Here is an 18558-nt window from a genome sequence, read left to right as displayed (position 1 = left end):
ACGCGGTGAAAGCCATCCCCGACCACGTCGGCACATACGTGGAGTCGACCACCCAGAGCTCGTTTGGTCAGTCAGCGTGGAACTCGCGCTTGACGTGATCCTCTGCCCGCGGCGCGGAGGAGTCAGGGCGGGTGGTGATGAACTGCTTGCCTCTGCGGATGCCACGCAAACTCTGCTGACGCAGGAGGCGCTCCACCTTGCACCGGGCGACGATGATGCCCTCGCGACGCAGCGAGCAGAATCTCGTTCTCCAGCTTCAGCTCACGCGCTTCCGCCTCAAGCTGCTTAATCCCCTGCCCATCGTTGGTCGCCCCGGGACGCTCTCCCGCGTCTATCTGAGCCTGCTTGAACCAACCCGCAACGTGTCAGGACTCACCCCGACGCGCTGCCCGACCCGGATCACTGCCTGGTTCCCAGACAACTCCGGATCTTCCTTCCACGCTTCCTGCACGAGCCTCGCCGCTCGCTCCCGCAACTCCGGCGGATACTCCCTCAAAGCTGGCACAGTCAGTCACGACAGGGCGACCATCGTAAACCCCCGCTGCGGACACGTCGATGTTCTCCGGAGGGATCTATGGGAGATGAGACACATGCACGCGCAAATCAGTACTCGATCAACACGAACGCCCCTACGGTCAGAACCTGCGACTGGCGAGGCGACGCCGACAAGCGTCGGTACCGTGCCCTGACCACCCAGCCGCCGCACTCTGCCTCGAGCTGTGCGATCAGTGCCTGGTGCGTGGTCGCGCTGCGGCTTCGCGTGCAGTTGGTGGGCCGATGCCGCCACGGGGACCTCGCCCGGATCGATACCAGCGGCTCGCGCCCGAGATAGGACGGGCCAGCGATCGCGAGCGGCATGAACGCTCCCCTTCCTGTGCGAGTTTCGTGACATCCGTGGAACGATCTCATCACCCGATACCGAGACATCACGAGCACGCTCCCCAGGGGCCGGCCATGATCAGAATGTGCCGAATCATGTCGATACTCATCTGCGAGGCTCCCGCTGTGACCGGGGTCGTCGCAATACGCCCGTCGATGATGGCACTCGCTATTCAGTCAAGTTGACTCCATCCGGTGCTCACCCCGGCACGCGAGGGCCTCCGATTTCATCCAAAAGATGGCAGACAGAGGCACCGCTCGAACTTTAGAGTGAGGCCACCCAGGCAGATTGCCCGGACCAGAACGGGTGCGAAATGTTGCGAAGAAAGCTCCTCCGGCTCATCGGCTCGCTCACGGCCGTTGCGGCTCTCACGGCGACGATGGTTTCCCCCGCTTATGCGGACGATAGCTCCGTGAGTAATGTCGAACGGGTGGCCGCGGCGATCGAAGCCGCGACACCAGCAACGGACCTGTCCAGTCCTGGTGAGATTTCCGCTGGTCAGCTTGTAACGAGCGTCGGTGATATCGAGTCTGCTGTCCCGCTGTCATCAGACAGTGCCATCGTCGTCACGAGACCGACTGCGGAGGGAGAACAGGCTGCGAGGATCGAGCTCCCTGATGAGGTTTCGGTTGGCGATGGTGTTGTTGCCAACGACGGGACAGTCGTCTACGCAGCCAACGACGATTCGGGCGATGCCGTCGCCGTTCAGACACTCGCAGACGGATCAACTCGTATCCAGACGGTGATCGGGACCGCGGACAGCGCTCACGAGTTCGGATACCAAATGGACGGTTACCACCCCTACCAGAGTGATACCGGCGAGGTCGTGTTCGTCGATGACTCCGGCAACGTTGTTCCAGTCGGTGCCCCCTGGGCAAGGGACGTTAGCGGACAACCCGTTCAAACCGGTTACGAGATCCGAGGGGACGAATTATTCCAGGTTGTGACTCCGGACGCATCAACTGTGTACCCGGTAGTCGCCGATCCCACTTGGATGTGGGCTGGTCCTGCGTGGGGAATGAAACTCACCCGCGCCGAGACCTCTCGCGTTCGCGACTACGCAGCAGCACTGGGCATGTGTGCCACCTTCACGAACAAGCTTCCGAAGGTGGCGATCGCGTGCGCCGTCTTTGGATCCTACATCGTGGCTCAGGCAAATATCGCCCAGGGCGACAGCCCCAAGACATGCCTCTTCTTCACCGCTGCTCCGATTCCCGGCGTAATCTGGAGGCTTCCTTGCTAAAGACGGAGTCGTACTGATGGATCTTGGAAGCAACGTTGAGATTCTCGCCTACGTGCTCACCGCGGGGCTGGCCGGCAGTGCCGGCTTGATCCTAGGAATCACGCGCTCGAACCGACACAAGGCAATCGGTCTGATAGCAGCTCTCCTCATCGTTGCATCAGTAATTGTTGCGGGCATCGTAGCTGGGGCCCGCGCCCCGTGGATCGGTCCCATCTTCGCAATCGTCGCAGTCCTAACCACGCTCCTCACCACGGCAGGAGCAAGCACCGACGACCCCGCGTTGAGGAACGAGCGCTTCGGACGTCGCCTAGTTCTGGCGTTCTTCCCCAAGCGGCATCACCGGCTCTTCATAGATGAGGAACAGTAAAATCAGTCAACGATGAAGGGCGACCGAATAACATCCGGTCGCCCCTTCGTCGTATCATCCGGCTAGGCTCTCGCGGTCTGGGGAACCACAAAGTGCAACTGAATTCGCCTTTCCCCACGCGCTTCACCAACCATTCGATGACACGATCCGCCATGCCATCTGATCCGACATCGCCTCCCCGCCCTCTGCGCGGGCTTCGTCGGCGAGGAGCCGATACCCGAACTCGGGATCGTCGCGATGCGCGTCGAAAGCGCATTCGCGCGATACGCCTCGTCTAGCTCCCGCTGAATCTCACGGTGTTGCGCAGCCAGCGGTAATGCTGCGAGCGTGCTTCGATACCCGGCACCACACCTCCATTGGAATCCAGTCCGAGGCGAGCTCGCTCACGAGCGGGTAGAGCCTTTTCCCGGCAGATGAGCCTGAGACAGATACGCGGTCGCGCGTCGCAGAACCTCGGCCTCTGCTCGAGGAGACGGTCACGCTTGCGGAGCTCACGAAGCTCCGCGGACTCCGACTTCGTCTCGCCGAGCTGCTCGCCAGTCTCGATCCGCGCTTGACGCACCCACTTGTCGAGAATGCCGACATGGATGCCGAAGTTCTTCGCGCTCTGCGCGAGCGTGACCTCCGGATCGCGATTCCCCGCGACACGGATCGGACGCTGCCACCCCTGCAACCAAACGTCCGCGTAATTCTCGGGCCGGATGTCTGCTTTCAGACGCGATGTCCGATGGCACGCAGTACGACTTGGAGCCGGTCTCTCGCATCCCATTTGGTCATCACACGGCCAAGATGAGATTTCACCGTGGCCTCTGATATCCCGAGCGCCCCGGCAATTTCACGGTTTGTCATTCCGGAGGTCAAGAGATGAACGACTTCTCGTTCTCGTGGAGCCAGCGACATCTCCCATGCAGGGGACGCCTCCATGTAGCTGTGGCACTCGACAACGTGATCGAGGAGTTCAGCCAACACGGATTGAGACACGAAGGCGCGCCCTGAAGCGACCTCATGCACCGCACGACGTAGTTCCTCCGGAGGTTCGTCACGCGCCACGAGACCCTGCACTCCAATGTTGAGCAGCGGACCGAGGGTTTTGCGTTCCCCGTCGGGCACTATCGCCACGATGGAGCGCGCCGAGGGCTTGCCTCCCATGTCGTAGTCTCCACCCTCGATAGGAGACGTCGCAATATCGACAACGAATACCGAGCACTCATCAGGAGCGCGGCCCAGGCGTGAGGCACGGTCGCCTCGAAGATCCATCGACACGTTAAGGCAAGCGTCTTCGGCGAGCAGATGAGCGAGGGCAACCGCAACAGAAAACTCCTCCGAGACAACAAACACGTCGTGGAATTTCTCTCGCATGGGTTGGCCTCGCTCCTCGTTGGTTCCGTCGTACTACCGCCCATCAGAGCGCGCCCCGGCACCAGCGTGCGTCGTATGCCACGTTTCCACGCGTTCTCGAGCTAATTTGAGTGGCTACATCCGAGCACGGTGAGTGAGGATGCCGTGAGTGCAGGGCGAGCTCCACTCATATTCGACCCGACTAAACACTCAGTTGGCCGCCCCGAGTACTCACGAGCCTCCTACGCTCATTAGATTCGTTTGTGACGCAACAGCCCAGCTTCCCTGGCTGGCGGTCGACACGAGTTGTCTCCCCAACTCCCCACCGTGTCGACGACGGCGTCACATCGCAGGGCTGCGGCGGGCGTCTCCCCTCCCCGGGTGGGCCGCCGCAGCCCTCTTCTCGCCCAGCAGCGGCACTACTTACATCGTCGACCTCTTTGCTCACCAGTAGCCTTCCAACCGCTGCGATGAGCATAGGTGCACTGGAAGGACTTGCCATGTTCACCACCACCGTCCACTCCGTTGTGGAAGCGATCCGTTCAGCTCGGCATGTGCGCCTCGTTGGCGCCCGACTGAGCGGCAAGAGCACAGTGGTCCGTGCGGTCGCTCAACAATTAGAAGCGTCTGGGATTCCCGCGATCGCGCTCAAGGGGGACCCTATTGCTTCCGGGCAACCTGGTTACGGGCTCGAACAGTTCGCCGGAGCGCTCGGGCTCGCGCTGCGTAGCCGCACTGTCACCGGCATGGTCGATCAGCTCAGCGTCGGCGTGGATCCACGCACCGTTCTACTACTCGACGACATTCATCTCATGGACACGCTTTCGCTTCAGGCGTTGGCTCTGCTCCGCGATCGGCTCGGTCTGCGCTTCGTCGCTGTCGAGCCTGCCGGAGTTAATCGGCACAGAGACTTCCCCCCGTGTTGGCCTGAGACGCTGGTGAAGCTGTCGGAGCTGAGTTTTGCGGAGTGTACGATGCTGGTGCACTCCGCACTTGGCGGACCAGCGAACCTCGCAGCGGTGACGAGTATCTACGCACTCACGGGCGGCGCTGTCGGCATGGTCGCAGCCGTCGCCGATAGCGCCCGCCTCACTGGGGCACTGCAGCTCGAGGGCGGCGTATGGCACTTGACCGGTGCGGACCTCTGGAGCGCCCACCTTGCGCCCTTGATCGACGGAACTCTGAGCGAGCTGGAACCTGATCAGTACAAGTTCGTCCAGTGGCTCGCTTTGCAAGGCCCCGTGCACACTTCGTCGATTCCTCTGAGCACCTTTCCGCCGGCGCTCGTGCGCCGCGTCCTAGAGCTTCGGTTTGCGAGCGTCGTCTCTGGTGCCGAGAATGGCCTGTTGCAAGCCTGGCCGCCAATCCTGGCCCGACGAATCAAAGCCGCCATCTCTCCAGATTTCAGAGCCCTCCACGAAATGGCACAGCCCACAGACGGCACTACAGAACCAGCAACCATGGCCTCCCCCGCTGCCGCCGACGCTGTCCAGCTCGCCCGCGAGTTTGCAGCACATGACGAGCACAAGAGCGATCAGACCTATCGACGCTGGCGGATCTCGCCGACCTCGGCCACAGCTCTTGCCTTCGTCTACGCGGCGTCAGGACTGGGCCAGCAGCGCGAGCGCCTCCGTCAGGTGTTCGCCGACACCCCCCTCCCGACGACGCAACCGTCGAGGGAGGATATGCTGCTCGGATTTCAACACGTGCAGTGGTTGCTCTTCGAAGCGAGGGATCGTCGTACCGCCCTCCAACGTCTCGACACTCTCATCGCCTCCGCCCCCCAAGACGCTCCGGCGATTCGTTTCATCTTTGATGTCACAACTACCTTCGCTGGCTGCCCTGCGCCGAGGCTGCGCCCCGATGAACCCGCATCAAGTGAGAACGTCCTCACCTGGCGGATCGTGGCCGCGCTCATTCGTGGCGATATGGCATTCTTGCGGGCTCTGCTTAGCGCCCCGCCCGCTCACTCCAAATGGCCGCTGATCTCTTCCTTTGTCAAAACAGCGATCTTGTTGATGGAAGGGCAGGCCCGGGCATCGCTGGACATGGCGCTAGCTCAGCGAGAAGCAGCTCGCGTAGCACTCAACCGTGATGCGTACTGCGTCTTCTCTTACGTCGGCACGCTCGCAGCGTCGCACCTCGGCGACATGAAGCTGTCTGAACGTCTCCTCAACGAGGCGAGTGTGATCGGTCGCCCTGGTCTGGGTCTGGGCACCATTCAGGGAGCGGTGCTCGTGATGCAAGCCATGACCGCACATTTCAGCGGTCGGAGCGCCTTACGGGATGACCTCTTGCGGGAAGCTTCGGAGTCCTCTCCCGACACAGGGCCTTTCCTCGCGATGGGCATGGACATGCCGCTCCTCTTCCTCGAGAGCACCGCCGATACCACCGCACTCGTTAACCGCATGGTCGCGCTCATCGACGACCGTCTCGACCGCGGCTTCAATGTCGGCGCCGCGCAATCCGCAGCGATCCTCCTCACAATCTCGTGGGGAGACGGCCTCGTTGATGGGTTGCAACGCGCGCTAGAACACTCGCCACTTCCCATCTACAAGAACACCCTGGAATTGGCCCGGCTGTTGCGGCAGAAGGACATGGAAGCGATCTCGACCTGGTTGACTCGCCTCACCATCGGCGACGATCATGACCTTCTGATGAGAGTCGTGGGATCCCGTGCACGCGAAGCGACCCGCGACGGTGAGGTGTCCTTCGCAACGTTCCTGCATACAGTTCTCCACGAGTTCTTCGAAGCCACCAGCCTCCAGTCGACGATCGCATCAACTCCGCCGGCAACAATCAGTACCCGGGAACGTGAGGTCGGGCTCCTAGTCGGAGAGCTATCCAATCCTGAGATCGCGGAACGGCTGGGGATCAGCCGCCGCACGGTCGAGAATCACGTCGCGAATGCCCTGCGGAAAACCCACACTGCCAATCGGGTCGAACTGGCTGAGTATCTTCGTCGCACTAAAGCGTAAGCCTTCCCTTTAACTGCGGCCGCGCCGCCCCCGGGGCGGAGGTCGACCTCACTGTGCGTTCGGGAGCCGTGATGGTCTATCCGCTCACGCCTACTCGGGAAGGACGCGCCGACTCCACTCGAATCGTCCCGCTCCTGGCCAAGTAACAGACCCTCGCAGATCGATGACCGGTTGTTCGCCGGTCCGTCAGGACGATCGGGCAGTCCCCGGCTCACTCGGGATCGGCGTCAGATGCGAGTTTGGGCCAGGCGAGATTCGCGAGGGCGGCAGTCTGATCGCCGAGCACCGCATCATCGAAGTACACACGTGGCGAGTGGCTGAATTCGGTGGTGTCGGCGTCGATATCGGGAGGTGTGGTCGCAAGCATCACGAAAGTACCGGGGACTTCGTTGAGCACGAAGGAGAAGTCCTCCGACCCCATACCGGGGTTGGGCAGCGTCTGGACGCGCTGCCCGCCGAACTGCTCGCCCAGCCAGGCCAGTGTCTCGGCCGTCGTGTGATCGTCGTTGATCGTGACCGGGTATACAGCCTGAGCGGTGCAGCCACGGGCCGCGGTGTATGTCGTGGTCGCCGTCTGATCCTGCGTCGCAACATTCACGCTCGCGGACGGCCAGTTCCTCGCCCCCCCCCCCCCCCCCCCCCCGGGGCACCACCCGGCGAATTCTGATGATCGTTGCAACACGACCCGCATTGAACAGTACGCGGCCTCTTCCCCGAGTTCGGGAAGAGGCCGCGTATTTGTCGTTGAGCGGCTGCTAGTCGCGATCGCTTCGATCGAAAGAGAGCTGTCGTTCGTTGGTGTGGATGGTGAGGAAGCCCTGGTCGTACTCCCACCTGCTGGCGGGATCAGAGAAGATCATCTCGGTCCATTCCCGCGCTTCCGCTGATACGTCGGCGCAACTGGCGTCACTTGACGAGCTTGCAACAGAAACTGTTCGATCCTCACCGCGGGTGAGAATCACCCGGAGCTCGCCACATACGTTCCCCTCTAGCACCCAGTCGGGCTCGTTCTTGACGAGAGTCCAGCTATGAGAAGCTTTGTCGGTCCATTCGACACGTGCCGTTCCCTCGCTGGCATCTGCGAGGATCATCTCCTCGCCGGCGGGCGCGCAACTGGTGATCGCGAGCGCGGAGAGGAGCAGCGGGGCAACATGACGTCTCCTCAAGCCTGCGGCCCAACCGTTGTGCTGACGGAGAGGATCTCGAACCCGAGCACTCGCCCATCGCTATCGATATCCACGAGGACTGGCAGCTGGAGCGCAACCTGTTCGAGATCAACGGTGTGGTCGATCGGAGCCGAACGGAGCCGAATGTACGCCGCGTCGGACTCGGGGTCATACTCGAAATTGAGTGCTCTTGTCATCGCCCACCGCTCGATCCGCCCGATGTGTTCTTGATAACTGTAATCACATTCCCGGTTGAGGAGTTGACCCTCGCCTCCCACTGACCGAAACGAATCTTGGTGACACCGCCACCCTGCCCGACGACTCTGCCTTCGTTGAGGATCTGCTGCAGCAGCCTGTCCGAGATGCCGTACTGCCGCATGCGATCGCTCGCGTGCTTGGAGATCGTAATGAAGAGACGCAAGATAGCGGACCAGAACTGCTTGACCATGATCGGCCCACGAGACATCTTCGCCTCCGTTGCCACGGCGGTGGGTGCCGCAGACGCGTAAGCCGCCTGGGAAGCAAGCGGAAAGACTCCCCCCACAACGATCCCCACTGTCGCCACTGCAGTCATCTTCTTGATCTTCTGGAACATTCATGCCTCCGGTTCTAATGATCCCTATCGGGACTTCGAGATTATTAAACCGAGTACAAGAAGCGATACTAGACCTTCGTCTACGCTGCAACGGCCGAGTCTTCCAGCAGCGACGCCAGCCGTTGCGCGGGAGTGTGCCAGTGAAGGGTCTTGCGTGGCCGGGTGTTGAGCTCGTGCGCGACGAGTTCGAGGGTTTCGGGTGTGTGCTGGGTGAGGTCGGTGCCCTTCGGGAAGTACTGGCGGAGCAGCCCGTTGGTGTTCTCGTTCGACCCGCGTTGCCAGGGAGATGCCGGGTCGCAGAAGTAGACAGGCATACCGGTGGCGAGGGTTAACGCGCGGTGCTTGCCCATCTCGCTGCCCTGGTCCCAGGTGAGCGAGCGACGCAGTGTCGCCGGCAGGGTGTGCATGACGCGGACGAGGGCGGCGCTGACGGTCAGGGCGCCGCGATCTTCGGGCAGGTGGACGAGCATCGTGTATCGGCTGGCCCGTTCGACGAGTGTCGCGATCGCGGACTTCCCGTTCCGTCCAATGATGAGGTCGCCTTCCCAGTGGCCCGGGACGGCCCTGTCGGCTGCTTCTGCGGGGCGTTCGGAGATCATCACCATCGGGTCGCGGTAGCGAGGCTGGCGCTGCTGTGCTTGTTTGCGGTTCTTGCGCCTGGCCCGCCCGGTGCGTAGCTCCTTGTGCAGCTCGCGGCGCAGCTCCCCACGGCCTTGGACGTAGAGGGCGAGGTAGATCGTCTCGTGGGACACGCGCATCTCCGGCCGGTCAGGGAACTCTCGGCGCAGCGCGTTCGCAATCTGCTCGGGGCTCCATCGGATCTCTAGTCTGCGCTGGATGAACTCGCGCAGCTCCGGGTTGCCTGCGATCTTCCCGCGTTTCGGACGCGGCAGCCTGGACATCGCACGATCGTGGGCCGCGTATGGCCGGTAGTCACCCGAACGAGGATGCGCGTTGCGGGCCACCTCCCGACTGATCGTCGACGCCGGCCTGCCCAACTCGCGGGCGATCCGCCGCAACGACCACTTCGCGCGCAGGCTATCCGCGATGAAGATCCGATCGGCCTCCGACAAGAACCGGGACGACAAAGAAGCCCGGTACGACCGCTGTCTCATGGGGAGACGCGCAGCCGCACCGGGCTCATACTTTCGTTGCTCACCGTTGCGCCACCGCTTCGTCGTGCGATACCCCACACCGACGATTCTCGCAGCCTCACGGAAACCCACACCGTGCGACACGAGATCAAAGTACGCGGCGCGCTCCGCGTGCAGCTTCTTCCGACCCTGCGGCGACTTGTCAGTCCTGATCTCGAACTCCACTGCGACTCCTGAACATCTCAGGTGTTGCAACGATCACAAAAATTCAAGCCCAATCGGAGGGGCATATAGACGAAGTACGGGGATGCCCCTTCTCGCCACTGCGGAGACCGGTCAGGAGTTGCCGGGCACCCGCGGGCCCCGGGGCGTACGCGGGGCCCGCTTTGCGTTATACCGAGCGTACTCAGATGGGGAGAGCGAGGTCGTCCATCTCGATGACGGTCCCCCCCTGCTGGAGGACGGCCTCATACGCCCGCAGTCGCGCTTCATCGATGGCCGTGTTGCTGACGCCGCGTTTCCAGTACCCGTAGACGGCGACATCGGCCTTATCGAGCCCGACCGTGGTGCGGAAGTGCGTTCGCACCGCTCGCATCTCATCGCGTTCGCCGGCACCCCACACGACAATGTTTGCTCTGGGGCCGTACGAGGCAAACTGTGCAGCATAGCCGGCTCCGGGGGTAAGCCGTGTCAAGCTGACGCCGTCAACGGTGGGCAGTTCCGCGAAGGCAGTCTCGTCGGTCGTTGCGACCCACACGTGTCCGCGCAGGCCTGGGGGCGCTTGCTCGAGCAGGGAAAAGAGGGCGGGGATCGCGGTCGCGTCGGCGAAGGCTAGTAGCTCGCGATCGCGTAGGTCGGGGAACTGGAAGTGCGGGCGTGGGCCAACCAGGCTGATGTAGTCGCCGAGGCGCAGCCGGTCCAGCCACCGCATCATCGGGCTTGATTCTCCGTGGCGTACAACATCGACCTCGATCGTTTCCTCCGCGATATCGGCCCGTCGAACAGTGTAGACGCGAGAGAGGGTCGAGTCGCCATCTGTGAGGTGCAGACGCAAGGAGACGTTGGGGCGTTCCCACTGCGGGTCTCCGGCAAGCCCCGCGATGTACATCACAACGCGCACCAGCTCCGGTGTGACCTCGTTGATTTCGCGGACGACGCCGTGTGTGTGGTGCAATCCCCTGTTGTGATCCTTTGATAAGACGGCCTCTTGTTCGTGGAGAGGGAGGGTGCGATCCACGAGCGGTGCAGTGTTCTTGTTCATACGGACTCCTTTTGTGGGGGAAGGTGGGATTTCAGGGGCAGGGTGGCGGGTGACGCGGCGGTTCCGTGGCACGACGAGTGGGCGACCGGTTTCGGGGTCCGGGAACACGAGCGCGTCCAGATCGAATACTGTGCGCAAGAGGTCGGTGGTGAAGATCTGGTCAGGTGGCCCTTGAGCGATCACGACCCCGTCGCGCATAGCGACCACGTGTGATGCGTAACGGGCTGCGAGATTGAGGTCGTGGAGCACGGCGATCAGGGTTCGTCCGCCCTCGTGCAGCTCGGCGCACAGGTCGAGGACGTCGATTTGATGGGCGATATCGAGGTAGGTCGTCGGCTCGTCTAGGAGAAGAACGGGGGTCTGTTGAGCGAGAGCCATGGCAATCCAGACCCGCTGCCGTTGCCCACCGCTGAGTTGCTCGACCAGCCGATCGGTGTGTCCGCGCAGCTGCACCTGGCGCAGCGCGTCATCCACCACAGTTTCATCTTCTTCTGACCACTGCCGAAGGAAGCTCTGGTGGGGATTGCGGCCGCGTGCGACGAGCTCACCGACAGTGATCGCCCCGGGCGCAATTGGGGCTTGTGGAAGGAGCGCAAGTTGTTGGGCTACCTGCCGAGTAGGCATCGAGGAGAGATTTACACCATCGAGGGTCACGGATCCCGCACGGGGCTGGATGACGCGGCCGAGTGCTCGCAGCAGTGTCGACTTCCCACAGCCGTTCGGGCCGACGATGACGGTGAACCCTCCGACAGGTAGGTCTAGCGTCAGGCCATCGATGATCGTGCGCTTGGCGTAGCCAAGGCGCAGGCCATGGGCGGAGAGCGTAGAAGGATTCATGGGTTCCTTATCAGATGCGTCGGGCGAGTAGGCACAGTAAGTACAGACCTCCGAGCAGGCTTGTGACCAGCCCTACGGGCGTACGAAGGCCGATCTCAAGGTTTTGGGCGAGGAGATCGGCGAGCAGCAGAAGCAGGCTGCCGGTCAGTGCGGAGACACCGAGCTGCACTCCGGGGGCCGGAGCGAGGCGTCGCGCGATCTGCGGTGCAGCGAAAGCGACGAACGCGATCGGTCCTGCGGCGGCGACAGCCACGGCGGCGGCGGCCACGCCGAGTATCAGGGCGACGACGCGGTTACGTTCGGCGCTTACGCCCAACGACCGTGCGGCATCATCGCCCATCTCGAGGAATGACACTGTGCGTGCGCAGCTGATGAGCATGGGGACGAGCAGGAGCAGCACGAACAAAAGTATGGTGACGTGTGGCCAGCCGCGGCCGGTGAGAGAGCCAGCGGACCAGAGCTGCGCAACCGTCGCATCGTTGATGTCCGCGCGCACCATCAGGAGAGCAGTGATGGCCCCCATCGCAGCGCCTACGCCCATGCCGACCAGGACTAGTCGGACTCCGCCGCTGATCCCGTCGCGGCGAGCGAGTACGTAAACCAGGCTGGCGGTGACGAGCCCGCCAGCCATCGCGGCGATGGATGTCTCGAGAACGCCGCCGTGGAACAGGATGATCTGAGCGACAGCTCCAGTGGCCGCTCCAGTGGTGAAACCGATAATGTCGGGCGAGCCGAGAGGGTTGCGTGAGAGTGACTGGAAGATGGCGCCGCTCATCGCGAGACCCGCACCCACGAGAAGAGCCGTGAGCGCGCGTGGCATCCTTCGTGCCCATACGGATCGCACAGTGGCGGGAAATACGTCCCCGATGACGGTGTCGATGAGATCGCCCGGGGAGAGCATGATCGTTCCGATACACAGGCTTGAGATCAGTGCGATGAGCACGGCGGCGGACAGGACACCCGTTGTGCGGGCAGCGCGCCGGTTTACCCGTATCGACCAGGACCCGATCCGCACGATGTCGTCGGCGGAGAGTATGCCGCTCACAGCGAACCCGCCTGCCGTGAGCGGACGAGAGCGATGAACAGCGGACTTCCCAGCAGCGCAGCGGCGATTCCGCTTTGGAGCTCGCCCGGGGCGGCCAGTGCACGCCCTACGGTGTCGGCCCCTATCAGCAGCGCCGCCCCCACCGCGATCGAGCACGGGAGTAGCCATCGGTGGGTATCACCGGTGACGCGGCGCACAATATGGGCGGCGGCCAAGCCGATGAAACCGATTGGACCGGCAGCCGCGGTCGCTCCCCCGGCGAGTAGCACGACCGCGATGGCGGCGGCGATGCGGGTCGCGGTCACTCTGGTGCCGAGAGAGCGGGCGGATCCGTCGCCGAGTGCGATCGTATCGAGCGGATGGCTCAGCAGGAGAGCGATGACCACGCCGACGACGATGAACGGCGTCACCGGGAGCATGATGTCAAAACCTCGCCCCTGGAGAGACCCCACGGCCCAAAAACGGAAGTACTGGAATGCGGTTTCATTGCTCATGAGGATCATCTGTGTCACACCAGAGATGGCGATCGCAACGGCCGTACCCGCCAAGGTAATGCGTACCGGGGTCGTCGCGCTGTGGTGAGCCGCGCCGAGCGAGTAGACCAGTGCTGCGGCGAGGGCGGCCCCAGCGAACGCCAACCATATGTAGCCGCCCACCGACGCGACGCCGAAGTAGGCGATACCGATCACGACGAGCAAAGACGCCCCCGCGTTCACTCCGAGGACGCCCGCATCGGCGAGGGAGTTGCGCGTGAGAGATTGCATGAGTGCCCCGGAGATCCCGAGCGCGGCGCCCACAACGACGCCCAGCACAGTGCGGGGCAGCCGTGAGGCGACCACGACGAGGTGCTCATTGTTGGCCGGATCGTACGAAGTGAGCGCGTCAACAACTCCCGACGGGACGAGAGGATGCGAGCCGACGCCCAAGCTCGCGATCGCCGTGGCGATAGTGAGAGCCGTAGCACCGACGAGCAGCATCGCACTACGGCGCGAGCGAGAACGTGGGCGTGAGACAGAGCCGCTCTGCCACTGCATTGCCTTTGTCGGCATGGTCACTGGGAAAAGGTGTCAACGATCAGCTTCACGGTGCTCCGCGCACTGTAGTAGTCGAGACGGAACGCCTCGGTGCCCAGCGAGTGCACACGTTCAGCCGCGACTGCAGGCTGATTCGCAAGGAGGGGGTCCCCCGTGAACTGTGCCACGGGATCGCCGCCACCCATCGCAACCAGGAACAGTGTTTGAGATCCTGCGAGACCACTCGCAGCATTCTCCGCGGTGAGGACGTCGATACCATTCGCGCCGCCCTTCTCGCTGCGGAACTTCTCTGCGGCTTCCTCATAGGTGAATCCCAGGTCCGTCAGCAACTGTGCCTGGGGGCTGTCGGCACCGAACGCCCACATGCCTTCGGCGCCCATGTATACCGCCGCTGTCACCGGCTGTTTCGGCAGGCTGAAACCGTTCGCTTGCTCGTCCACCCACGCGTCATACTCGGTGATCGTCGTGGCGGACTCCTTCTCAAGCCCGGTGATGTCACCAAGCTCCGTGGTGAGTTCCTGCCAGGTGGCTGTCCCATAGTCCAACAGCACCGTCGGCGCGATCTCACTGAGTTGGTCGTAAGCCTCGAGGCTGGCATCGCCCCCGTTAACGGATCCGATGATGAGGTCGGGCTCAAACAGGTCGATGGCGTCGAGGTCGAGTTCAAGATCGCTGTACAGCACCTCAACGTCACGGCTGTCAGCGATCGAGGCCCACTGCGTAAAGAACCCCTTATCGTCGGTCAGAGGCGAAACAGTGGCAGCGGCTGTGGCGGCGATCGGAGCCCCGAGGGCGAGCAAGCTTCCCGTGATTGATGGCGAGACGGAGACAATGCGCGCCGGCTTCTCGTCGATCGTCGTCACCCCCGAATCGTGCTGGACTGTTCGCGGCCACAGCCCAGCAGCAGTGGACGATACTTCGATTTTCTGGGCAGGCGCGACAGTTGCGCACCCGCCCAGGGCGGTCGCCGAAAGGGCGGTGACTGTGGCGATGGCGAGTAGGCCTGAGCGCATGAGAGTGATTCCTATGTTCGGGGAGTGGGGAGATGATCCAACCAAACGATGGCGGCGACACATCCCATAAACTCGAAGTTAGCTAAGCCTTACCTGATCGGCCTTTCCGAAAGTGTCATCGTGTTACCAGTTCCCGTCGCTGCCTCAAACCGCCTAGCGGAGCCCGTGTTGCATTGTTGCTTGCGGGGCAGTGCGCAGATCCTCGTCGAGGAGATCGCGTACGCGATCGTCGAGGGCGAAGGCCTCTGGGTGTCCGCGGGGAGCCGCGTACATGTAAGCCTGGGACGTCGCGATGTTGTTGTACCGGTTCCGGGGGTCACGGTCAGTGAAGCGGCAGGTGCCTTCATGGTGGTGCTACCGCAGTCCTGGCAGCCCTGGATCCTGCACGCGTTTGGGGAAGCGCTCGGCCACCTGGAGGGAGGTGTGAGCCGCGCATGTCTGCAAGCGGAGCTCGATGCGGTCGGCCCCCGTGGAGGCGTCCTCAACGAGCCCCGTTTTCCCACCTCTGAGGATCTGATTGGTGTTGCCGCAGCGTTGAAGGCGTCTCCCGCGATATCGATCTCAGGTGTTGTGGGGGCTGGGGCAGGATGGAGCTCCCGCACCCTCCGGCGCCGGTTTGTGACTGAGACAGGTCAGACGCCGCAGCAGTGGGCGAGGACCCACCGCATGATGCTCGCTGCGGACCTCCTCTCCGCAGGGCACGAGGTTGCGACCGTTGCGCAACTAAGCGGGTACTGCACGGCGAGCGGATTCGCTCGCAGGTTCCGTGCGCACACGGGCGTTACGCCGGGGGCCTGGCATCGACGCCAGGGGGCGGGCAACGGCAGCATCAGGTTGGGCGCGCCGCCGGCAGCGTCGTTGGTGCCAGCCGACCGCACCTGGCTGCGCGTCAACGGTGTGCACGTGGCGGTCTGGGTCGCGCGCGGGGCTGCCGTAGTCAAGATAGGTGAGCGACAGCAGCGGATGATCGCGGGGCAGGCCATGGTGCTCCCGGCCGGTACGCCGAACAGTATCCAACTGTTTCCTGGTTCCTTGCTGCTTCCCGTTGGATACCGTCCGGTCCGGTCAAAGCGCACCGGAGCCCCGATCATTCCAGTCGTGATCGATCACGACGACGTTCTGGATCTAGTCCACGCTATGGTGTCCGCGTATACGACGGTTCACCCTTATGCGTCAGATAGCCATGCGGGCTTCGATCGCGTATGGAGACTCTCGACGTCGGAGGAGCCTCTCGGCGATGATGTATGCCTCTCCGTCCTCGCGGGCGCGATCTCAACGGGTGAGGTGCAGACCAGCCTCGCCGAGTGCGCTCACTGGGCGGGGCTACGTGAACGGGAGCTCAGCCGTATCGTGAACGAACGTGCCGGAATGAGCTTTGCACGCTGGATCCGCGCCGTGCGGATGTCCAGCGCGCGAGCCCAACTTCACCGTGGGGTAAGTGCGAGCACGGTGTCGCGGCAGCTGGGATACGCGCACCTCCCAGCGTTCTCCCGCGCATTCAGACAGACGCACGGTCTTACTCCGCAGTCAGTGCTGGCGAGCACGCCTCCGCGGAGCGAGGCAGGACGTTGGTATCGCGCATCCATGCGACACTCTGGTTTCGGCAGATCAGACTGACCTACACGGCAACGAATAGACAACGGCCATGTGAGAACGAGAAACCTAAAGCAGATGTAGCGCTCGGATCGGAAGACAGGTGTTCACCTTTCGCGATTCCGCTCAGGGAGCCAATGTCGAGATACCCAGTTCGCTGCTGTTCATCGCCTATCCACTGGTCGCGCACATAGCGCTTATGGTGACGCAGGTGCATATCTTCTCACCCTGTCGAGAAATCCTGCACGTCTGGGAATGTCAACTTCAATCAGGACTCCAGTCCTCGGCCACCGTGACAGCGACGGGAACGTGTGCCTGTCTGCCCGTCAGCCCCGCATCCCGGCCGCCCGCGAGGTTGGACGCCCCGCATCCTGTCAGCCTCGTCGATGTCGAGGCCGGACCGTCCAATCTCGCCTCTACTCCCCCGGGCACCAGGACGCGCCGCTGGACGGTCTACCCCGACTGTGAATTGAGATAGCAGGCGTCTCGACCCCATCTCACCGACTCAAAGGTAGCTCTTGGGTCCGATGCCCTGCCTCCTTGTTATCCGGCAACCAGGCTTGCGGTCACGACAAAGTTCATGGTTGATGCTCTCCCATCGATCTCCTGCAGACAGGTGATTAAGGTCAACGTCCCTGCGGGTTGATCCCATATTCCATCCGAGGGAAGCTCCTTCTTCAGTACGTTTCGCGTCTGGGTGATCCTGTACTCGACGCCATCCAAGTAGATCGCGGATCCCACCGCGACGAGCGCCTGCTGCGAATCTGCATCAAAGAGCGAGTTTCCTGGAGCGACGCCACCCCCTCGGAGAGAGTGCATGGCGATATACACAGAATCGCCGGGCCCAGACCCGCCAAGATCGCGAACGATGTAGGCGTTCGTGAAGTCCGGAGGTGTTACCTGCCCACCCACGCTGTGCATCTCCCCTACTCCGACTTCCAGTTCCACTTGGGGAACACGCAGGCGGAGCCCGTCGGCGGTCGGTTGCAGATCGGCCGGCGGCGGGGGATCCTCATCGAAGAGGACCAAATTGCCGTTTAGGTCCCTTGGCCCATCGGGCGTAGCTACAACCGACCAGCTAAGGACAGCTGCTCCCAGCAGCACCGCAACTCCGCCAATCACCATCATCGTGCTTGTGATCCAGCTTGTGGATCTGTCCTTGATCATGGTTCCCTTACTGGTCGCGCGACGCGTAATTGGGGGCCAGCTTTAGATGCTGGCCCCCAACGCAGTCGCTCAGCGATTCGACCGTCGACGTGCTGTCACGGCAAACCCGGCAGCTGCGGTTCCGAACAACATCAAGGCAATCGAGATCCAGATGAAGAACTGATCTGCAGGAACGGCCACGCCTCCCGTGTTCACGAGAGCCCCCGACGCGTTCGCGTTCGAATCCGCCGCAGCCGACGCCGACGCGTTCGTGTTCGCATCGTGGTTCACCGACGCATCCACCGACGCATCCGCGATCGCCGCCGCCTGAGCAGCCGACGACGCATCCGCGTTCGCCTGAGCCGACGCGGTCGCCGCTGTCTGCGACGACGCATCCGCCTGAGCCGACGCCACAGCCGCTGCCTGCGCAGAGGTCTCCGTCGTCGCATCCGTGGTCGCATCCGTCGACGCATCCGTCTTCGCCGCAGCCAACGCCGCCGCCGAAGCCGACACATCAGCAGCCGCCGACGCACTCGTGGTCGCATCCGCCATCGCCGCCGCCTGAGCAGCCGGGTTCGCGTTCGAATCCGCCGCAGCCGACGCCGACGCGTTCGTGTTCGCATCGTGGTTCACCGACGCATCCACCGACGCATCCGCGATCGCCGCCGCCTGAGCAGCCGACGACGCATCCGCGTTCGCCTGAGCCGACGCGGTCGCCGCTGTCTGCGACGACGCATCCGCCTGAGCCGACGCCACAGCCGCTGCCTGCGCAGAGGTCTCCGTCGTCGCATCCGTGGTCGCATCCGTCGACGCATCCGTCTTCGCCGCAGCCAACGCCGCCGCCGAAGCCGACACATCAGCAGCCGCCGACGCACTCGTGGTCGCATCCGCCATCGCCGCCGCCTGAGCAGCCGGGTTCGCGTTCGAATCCGCCGCAGCCGACGCCGACGCGTTCGTGTTCGCATCGT

General features: G+C 63.1%; 15 protein-coding genes. 4 read left to right on the top strand and 11 right to left on the bottom strand.

Annotated features, from left to right (window positions below; genetic code table 11):
• Nucleotides 1-1292 precede the first annotated feature (1292 nt).
• Together QFZ53_RS07425 and QFZ53_RS07420 are read left to right on the top strand one after the other, a co-directional pair.
• Nucleotides 1293-2123, top strand: a complete 831-nt coding sequence (locus QFZ53_RS07425) for a hypothetical protein (protein ID WP_307295064.1) — start codon at nt 1293-1295, stop codon at nt 2121-2123.
• Nucleotides 2124-2139: 16 nt separating this feature from the next.
• Nucleotides 2140-2490 (top strand): hypothetical protein, encoded by a 351-nt coding sequence (locus QFZ53_RS07420; protein WP_307295062.1) that lies wholly within the window; start codon nt 2140-2142, stop codon nt 2488-2490.
• Between the two features lie 711 nt (nt 2491-3201).
• Here QFZ53_RS07420 and QFZ53_RS07415 read toward each other — a convergent pair.
• A complete protein-coding gene (locus QFZ53_RS07415; RefSeq protein WP_307295061.1) occupies nt 3202-3849 on the bottom strand; it encodes a response regulator transcription factor in 648 nt (215 codons plus the stop codon).
• 479 nt (nt 3850-4328) lie between these two features.
• Here QFZ53_RS07415 and QFZ53_RS07410 point away from each other — a divergent pair, with 479 nt between their 5' ends.
• The gene (locus QFZ53_RS07410) at nt 4329-6806 is read left to right on the top strand and encodes a LuxR C-terminal-related transcriptional regulator (RefSeq protein WP_307295060.1); all 2478 of its coding nucleotides are present in this window, start codon (nt 4329-4331) and stop codon (nt 6804-6806) included.
• Between the two features lie 211 nt (nt 6807-7017).
• Here the strand turns inward: QFZ53_RS07410 and QFZ53_RS07405 are convergent, their stop codons facing one another.
• From QFZ53_RS07405 to fepB, 9 genes are all read right to left on the bottom strand, one after another.
• The gene (locus QFZ53_RS07405; protein ID WP_307295059.1) at nt 7018-7404 is read right to left on the bottom strand and encodes a M20/M25/M40 family metallo-hydrolase; all 387 of its coding nucleotides are present in this window, start codon (nt 7402-7404) and stop codon (nt 7018-7020) included.
• A gap of 157 nt (nt 7405-7561) precedes the next feature.
• Nucleotides 7562-7897: a hypothetical protein gene (locus tag QFZ53_RS07400; RefSeq protein WP_307295057.1), complete on the bottom strand. Its 336-nt coding sequence runs from the start codon at nt 7895-7897 to the stop codon at nt 7562-7564.
• 71 nt (nt 7898-7968) lie between these two features.
• Entirely contained in the window at nt 7969-8169 is a 201-nt protein-coding gene (locus QFZ53_RS19850) for a DUF2283 domain-containing protein (protein WP_373426252.1), read from the bottom strand.
• On the bottom strand, nt 8166-8567 hold the full coding sequence (locus tag QFZ53_RS07395; protein ID WP_307295055.1) for a hypothetical protein: 402 nt from the start codon (nt 8565-8567) through the stop codon (nt 8166-8168). Before QFZ53_RS07395 ends, QFZ53_RS19850 begins: the two co-directional genes overlap by 4 nt.
• Before the next feature lie 80 nt (nt 8568-8647).
• On the bottom strand, nt 8648-9838 hold the full coding sequence (locus QFZ53_RS07390; protein ID WP_444916559.1) for an IS30 family transposase: 1191 nt from the start codon (nt 9836-9838) through the stop codon (nt 8648-8650).
• 229 nt (nt 9839-10067) lie between these two features.
• Nucleotides 10068-11759 (bottom strand): ATP-binding cassette domain-containing protein, encoded by a 1692-nt coding sequence (locus tag QFZ53_RS07385; protein ID WP_307295054.1) that lies wholly within the window; start codon nt 11757-11759, stop codon nt 10068-10070.
• Between the two features lie 10 nt (nt 11760-11769).
• Complete coding sequence (locus QFZ53_RS07380) at nt 11770-12774, bottom strand: FecCD family ABC transporter permease (RefSeq protein ID WP_373426321.1); 1005 nt, start codon at nt 12772-12774, stop codon at nt 11770-11772.
• Nucleotides 12775-12800: 26 nt separating this feature from the next.
• Complete coding sequence (locus QFZ53_RS07375) at nt 12801-13781, bottom strand: FecCD family ABC transporter permease (RefSeq protein WP_307295053.1); 981 nt, start codon at nt 13779-13781, stop codon at nt 12801-12803.
• Between the two features lie 74 nt (nt 13782-13855).
• Complete coding sequence (gene fepB / locus QFZ53_RS07370) at nt 13856-14851, bottom strand: Fe2+-enterobactin ABC transporter substrate-binding protein (protein WP_307295051.1); 996 nt, start codon at nt 14849-14851, stop codon at nt 13856-13858.
• A 48-nt stretch (nt 14852-14899) separates the two neighbouring features.
• Between fepB and QFZ53_RS19845 the strand changes: the two genes are divergently transcribed.
• Complete coding sequence (locus QFZ53_RS19845; protein ID WP_373426251.1) at nt 14900-16468, top strand: helix-turn-helix domain-containing protein; 1569 nt, start codon at nt 14900-14902, stop codon at nt 16466-16468.
• Nucleotides 16469-16987: 519 nt separating this feature from the next.
• On the opposite strand, the gene QFZ53_RS07365 is transcribed toward QFZ53_RS19845, so the two are convergent.
• Entirely contained in the window at nt 16988-17611 is a 624-nt protein-coding gene (locus QFZ53_RS07365; RefSeq protein WP_307295050.1) for a class F sortase, read from the bottom strand.
• Nucleotides 17612-18558 lie beyond the last annotated feature (947 nt).

Origin of the sequence: Microbacterium natoriense (assembly GCF_030816295.1) — a bacterium.
Taxonomy (GTDB): Bacteria; Actinomycetota; Actinomycetes; order Actinomycetales; family Microbacteriaceae; genus Microbacterium; species Microbacterium natoriense_A.
This window is presented reverse-complemented; position numbering and strand designations above follow the sequence as displayed.